Consider the following 6,231-nt stretch of genomic DNA (forward strand, 5'->3'; position numbering starts at 1 on the left):
TGTAGAAACTACTTTTTCATCTGCTTTCCTTTGTATGTGCCAATCTTTCTTGCGTTGTGTGCTTTCGTTGATCGTTTCATCTAAAAGAGAAAACAAGTCTTCTGCCAGTTCTACACCTGATTTTCTCATCAACTCTTGGATATCGAAAATAACATCATTAAAAGCTGATTTTCCTGACACCGCTTGATCAAAAATAAGTTTCATTTCTTTCGTGATTGTTTCCATCATTTCTTGTATAATAGACATAAGGACAGCTCCTTCTTGGTGGGTTTGGGTTAACATCATCATAACATAAGGAGCTGTTCCTTTTTTTGTGTTTTCCAACAATAATTTTACACTAACAACATCAAAAATCGTGTCTATAAATGGTTAGACAAAAGCTTTCACATTTACGTCGGCAATGCTTTCCATTTTTTACTTTTTTAACAAGCAATACAAAACGCGCAGAGCAGATACTTCGCTTTTGACATTGCAATTGATTTATACCGTAAATCTTAGCGAAACTGATATTTTTCTTGTTTAAACATTATTGCAGCTTTTTTTGAAAGAATGTAACGACCATGATTTTTACATAAAGAGGTGTCCTTTCTTGTGATTTCCGCCAAACAAATTATACAACTCTATTCATTTAATGTAGAAAAAGAACCACCTTTTTTTGAAAGAGGGAAGTCGATTAGAGTGAACACTTCAAAAAATGAAAGCTGAGTTTGAAAATATAGTTGCTACAGACAACTAAATGAAGAAACAAGCAGAAAAGGTTGACATAACTCGATTATAGTGGCGTTTTTTTTAAAAAAAGCCTCCTTCAAATCGACCTAATAATGGTAAACCATTCACTTCTCAATGATATAGTTGTAATATGCATATATTTTTTTGAAGATGATATTCATTAGATTTAGAGCGGACAGGTTTCAGGCAAAAGAAAAAAGTGTTCTACAATATTTAACGTTGGTCTGTAAAAAAACAATTTTTTTAATGCTAAGCTCGTTAGAATCCTATTTCTTTACCAACGTTAAAAGAGGAAGAACCGAAAAAAGCTGGACAATATCTGTCCAGCTTTTTTCGGTCTTACTTTAAAAAATACTCATTAATAGAATATATGATCAGAAGCAGGCTTTTCCTTTATGCAATGAACGTAAAAAAACAGAGATTAAAGGAAATCTTTTCTCAATTGTTCTGGTGTTTTATCAGACAGGTAAGATAGTGGAATATCTAGAACACTAAACGCGCCTGTTTTGCCTTCTTCTTTCAGTTTCATGACAGCTCGTGCATAAGTAACGAGAATAGAAGAAGTAAAATCAGGATTGCTTTCCAATTTCAGCTGAAATTCCATTCTTTGCTGGTTTTCTAAAGCTGATTCCCCAGTGCGGATCACAAATCCGCCATGCGGCATTTTCTGATGTTCGTTTTCAAAAGTTTCTTCATCAATAAAATGAACCGTTGTCTGGTAAGGCTCAAAGTAGTTGGGCATCGTCTTGATCGTTTGTTCGATCTTTTCTTTGTCTGCATTTTCTTCTGCGACAATATAGCAAACCCGTTCATGTTGCTCTTTAGCAGATAGAGAAGGTTGAGAGCCTGAACGTACTTCATCTAGAGCTTCTTCTATTGGAACTGTATATTGAACACCTTTTTTGACGCCTGCTACACGGCGAATAGCATCTGAATGTCCTTGACTAAGTCCTTTTCCCCAAAATGTATAAGTTTTGCCAGAAGGAAGGACAGAGTCAAATAATACTCGGTTCATGGAAAATAGTCCTGGATCCCAACCTACTGAAATCACTGATGTGTTTCCATTTTCTTTAGCTGATGCATCTATGGCTGAGAAATACGAAGGAATTTCACCATGATTATCGTAACTGTCGATCGTAGAAAAGTGTTTTGCCAGAGAAGGACCTTGTTCTGGTAAGTCTGTTGCAGATCCACCACATAAAATCAAAACATCGATTTGATCTTTGTATTCTAAAATTTGATCAATAGAAACCGCTGGTAATTTGCTATTTAATGTTTCAGGGTTGCGACGGGTAAACACGGCAACACCTTCCATATCAGGGAACGCTTCAATTGCTGCTTCAGCAGATTTTCCAATGTTTCCATAACCTACCAAGCCAAGACGAATAGTATTAGTCAATTCGTTCATCTCCATTCAAACTTTTTTTGTGCTTTTTTACTGTATCAGTATAGGCTATTGAAAAAATAAAGTCCACAAAAAAGTATAGAAGCCGAGCAGCTTTTTAAGACAAAAGATTCTTTTAAAAAAAGGAATATCTCAAATGCAGAAAAATAATGCATGCAAAAATAGACAAAAGTCAAAATTATAAGTAAAATAAAGAAGATGATAAGGAATTTCGAGAGTGAATAAATAAGTTATTCTTTTTCTAAACACATTTTTTGATGATGGAAAAAGAAATTTGATTGCTTGGAAAGAAAAATGAGAAATCATCTTTACTCAATGAAATGAGGAGGAAAAAGTATGTCGATGTTTTTAGATCAAGTCTCCATCCATGTCAAAGCTGGCAATGGCGGCAATGGAATGGTCTCTTTCCGAAGAGAAAAGTATGTACCAGATGGAGGGCCGTCTGGAGGAGATGGCGGCCGCGGCGGAGATATTATTTTCATCGTGGATGAAGGTTTGCGGACACTAATGGACTTTCGAATGAATCGTCACTTTAAAGCAACTTCTGGCGAAAACGGCATGACAAAAGGCATGCACGGCAAAGGTGCTAAAGATTTATACGTTAAAGTCCCACCTGGCACAACAGTTAAAAACGCTGAAACAGGAAAGATCATAGGAGATTTAGTAAGTGATGGAGAAACGCTTGTTGTAGCAAAAGGCGGTAGAGGCGGCAGAGGAAATATTCGATTTGCGACGCCTAGAAATCCGGCGCCGGAGATTGCTGAAAATGGAGAACCTGGACAAGAGTTCGACATCGAAATGGAATTAAAAGTATTAGCAGATGTTGGTCTCGTAGGTTTTCCATCGGTTGGAAAATCAACCTTACTATCAGTTGTTTCTTCTGCACGACCTAAAATCGGTGCTTACCACTTTACAACACTTGTACCTAACTTAGGAATGGTTAGAACAGATGACGGAAGAAGCTTTGTGATGGCTGATATGCCAGGATTGATTGAAGGAGCTTCTCAAGGAGTAGGCCTGGGAACTCAATTTCTACGTCATATTGAACGAACACGTGTCTTGCTTCATGTCATCGATATGAGTGCCAGTGAAGGACGTGATCCTTATGAAGACTATCAAATTATCAATAATGAATTAGAGTCATATAATTTACGATTGCTTGAAAGGCCTCAAATTATCGTAGCAAACAAGATGGATATGCCGGATGCTGAAGAGAATCTTCAAGCGTTCAAAGAAAAATTGGGAGCAAACCAAGAAGATGAATTTGGAGAAGATCCGATAATTTTTCCAATTTCTTCTATTGCCCACCAAGGGATTCAAGCTTTGCTGAATGCAACGGCAGATCTTCTTGAAAAAACGCCGGAATTCCCTATGTACGAGCCGGAAGAAGCAGAAGAGGATCAATCTGTTTTATACCAATTCACCCCAGAAGAAAAATCTTTTACTGTGACAAGAGAGTCAGACGGCACCTGGGTATTAAGCGGAGAGAAATTAGAAAAATTATTTAAGATGACGAACTTTGAACATGATGAGTCTTCGTTGAGATTCGCTCGTCAATTAAGAACAATGGGAGTAGACGAAGAATTGCGAAGCCGAGGCGCTAAAAATGGCGATATCGTTCGAATCGAAAAATTTGAATTCGAATTTATGGAATAATAACACGTACTAGGTTTATCATGGAAAGTAAGAAGTCAGAATCTTTTATTAAAGGATGAAAATAATGGAATTAATGTTTTTAGGTACCGGCGCAGGAGTCCCCTCAAAACAACGCAATGTAACAAGTATTGCTTTGAAACTCTTAGATGAGATCAATCAAGTCTGGCTTTTCGATTGCGGAGAAGGAACGCAACATCAAATTTTGCATACGACATTGAAGCCAAGAAAAATCAATAAAATTTTTATCACTCATCTACATGGCGATCATATCTATGGATTGCCTGGATTTTTGGCTAGCCGGGCTTTTCAAGGGGGAGATGATGAACTTGCTATTTACGGCCCTGTTGGAATCAAACAGTTCGTATTGACCAGTTTGAAAGTTAGCAAAACATTTTTAAAATATCCGTTGACTTTTCATGAAATTGAACAGGAAGGGACGATTTTTAAAGATGATCAATTCACTGTTACTTGCATAGAACTTGACCATGGGATCCAGTCTTTTGGCTATCGTGTAGAAGAAGCTAGTCATCCTGGCATGTTGCTGATGGATAAAGTAAAGGAAGCGGGGATCCCTGCTGGCCCATTATTGGGTAAACTAAAAAATGGTGAAACAATCGAACTAGAAGATGGCCGTATCTTTAATGGCCAAGACTTCATTGGTCCTGCTCAAAAAGGACGCATTGTTACGATTCTAGGAGATACAAGGAAAACAGCCAATAGTGTAGAACTCGCAAAAAATGCAGATGTGCTTGTTCATGAAAGTACATTTGACGGCAGTAACCGCCAAATGGCAAAAGAGTATCATCATTCAACCAATACAGAAGCTGCTGAAGTAGCTAAAAGCGCAAATGTTCAGCAGTTGCTCCTGACACACATCAGTGCTCGTTATTTACCAAAAGATATTGCCTTGTTAAAAAAAGAAGCTCAACATATTTTTAAAGCAACAAAAGTTGTAAAAGATTTTGATGAATATCCGGTTCTATTGCGTAAATAAATGGATCTTGATAGAAAGGGAGTCATTTACTTGTCTAGGGAAAAATCTTTGAAGAATAAAGTCATCTTGATTACAGGAGCTTCTTCTGGTCTAGGTGAACAAATTGCTTACGAATCATCTTTAAAAGGTGCTATTGTCATCTTAGCGGCTAGAAGAATAGAAAAGCTAAGAGAAGTACAGAAGACTTGTGAAAAGCTGTCTGGCAAAAAAGCTTATGTGTTTCACTTAGACATTTCTGATCCAGAAGAAATCGAAGAGGTGCTAGAAAAAACTTCAGCAGAAGTAGGACCTATCGATGTATTGGTCAATAATGCTGGATTTGGACATTTTGAAGACTTTCGAACAGTTGATATGAATATTGCTGAAAAAATGATGCGAGTCAATGTATTAGGATTGATGTATACTTCTCAATTTGCTGCAATTCAAATGGCTGAAAGAGGAAAAGGTCATATTATTAACATTTGTTCAATGAGTGGAAAAATTGCGACACCTAAATCTACTATTTACTCTGCAAGTAAATTTGCCGTTCTTGGCTTTTCAAATGCATTACGTTTAGATCTTAAACCGCTGAATGTTGGAGTGACGACAGTCAACTTGGGACCAGTAAAAACAGATTTTTTCGATTTGGCTGATAAAAATGGAGATTATTTAGAAAAAGTGGGCCAACTTGCCTTAGATCCAAAAAATGTTGCTCATCAAGTTGTTTCTATTATGGGAACATCTAAAAGAGAATTGAATTTGCCGAAAATCATGGAATTTGCTAGCAGAGCATATATCTTATTTCCAAAAATCGGTGATTTTCTAGCTGGTACAGCCTTTAACAAAAAATAGAAGCTTTTTTAAGGAGGAGTAAGTAGCAGATGAAAAAACAATGGACAACAATCGTCGCAATTATTTTAATGGTGATCGTATCTTTTTTTGCCATCTCAAATATGGAAAACGTTCCGGTCAATTTTATGTTTAAAACGGTGACGTGGCCGCTGATCATGGTTATTTTAGGCTCATTGCTGCTTGGAGCACTGATTGCTGTTTTGATCTCCACAGGATCAATGTACCGTAATCGTAAACAAATTAAACAATCTGAAAGAAAAGTAGTTGACATTCAGGCAAAAAGCAAGGAAGATCTAGATCAAAATCGCAAAGAAATGCAACAGATGATGGAAAGCCAGCTGCGAGATAAAAATGAAAAGATTGCTGCTTTAGAAGAAGAAATTCGTCAGTTAAAAGGAACTGCTAAAATGTAGTTACCTAAAAAGATGCGGCTGAATAGGATGCATAGTCAATCCAAAGAGGAGTTGTGTTTGTAACCAACTCCTTTTTTAAAGTTTAATGCTGCTAGTTCTAACAACTGTAGAGGTACAATAGATATGTTACAAAAATAGACACAAAAAAAGAGACATCCTGTATAATTAAGTTACCACACAAAATCAGGAGGATGTCCCTATAT

The 6,231-nt window shown here is 36.8% G+C and carries 6 protein-coding genes; 4 read left to right on the top strand and 2 right to left on the bottom strand.

Annotated elements, in window-relative coordinates; genetic code table 11:
* Together BM057_RS11105 and BM057_RS11110 are read right to left on the bottom strand one after the other, a co-directional pair.
* Positions 1-246, bottom strand: a 246-nt coding sequence (locus BM057_RS11105) for a hypothetical protein (RefSeq protein WP_143074520.1), incomplete at its 3' end; no start/stop codon positions are given.
* A 904-nt stretch (positions 247-1,150) separates the two neighbouring features.
* On the bottom strand, positions 1,151-2,128 hold the full coding sequence (locus BM057_RS11110; protein WP_047391634.1) for a diaminopimelate dehydrogenase: 978 nt from the start codon (positions 2,126-2,128) through the stop codon (positions 1,151-1,153).
* Between the two features lie 348 nt (positions 2,129-2,476).
* On the opposite strand from BM057_RS11110, the gene obgE reads away from it, so the two are divergent.
* From obgE to BM057_RS11130, 4 genes are all read left to right on the top strand, one after another.
* Entirely contained in the window at positions 2,477-3,790 is a 1,314-nt protein-coding gene (gene obgE / locus BM057_RS11115; protein WP_047391726.1) for a GTPase ObgE, read from the top strand.
* Positions 3,791-3,854: 64 nt separating this feature from the next.
* Entirely contained in the window at positions 3,855-4,784 is a 930-nt protein-coding gene (gene rnz / locus BM057_RS11120; protein ID WP_092093797.1) for a ribonuclease Z, read from the top strand.
* Positions 4,785-4,814: 30 nt separating this feature from the next.
* The gene (locus BM057_RS11125) at positions 4,815-5,615 is read left to right on the top strand and encodes an SDR family NAD(P)-dependent oxidoreductase (protein ID WP_047391639.1); all 801 of its coding nucleotides are present in this window, start codon (positions 4,815-4,817) and stop codon (positions 5,613-5,615) included.
* Positions 5,616-5,644: 29 nt separating this feature from the next.
* Positions 5,645-6,028, top strand: a complete 384-nt coding sequence (locus tag BM057_RS11130) for a LapA family protein (protein ID WP_092093799.1) — start codon at positions 5,645-5,647, stop codon at positions 6,026-6,028.
* The last annotated feature ends 203 nt before the right edge of the window (positions 6,029-6,231 follow it).

It is taken from the genome of Pisciglobus halotolerans, from assembly GCF_900113675.1.
GTDB lineage: Bacteria > Bacillota > Bacilli > Lactobacillales > Carnobacteriaceae > Pisciglobus > Pisciglobus halotolerans.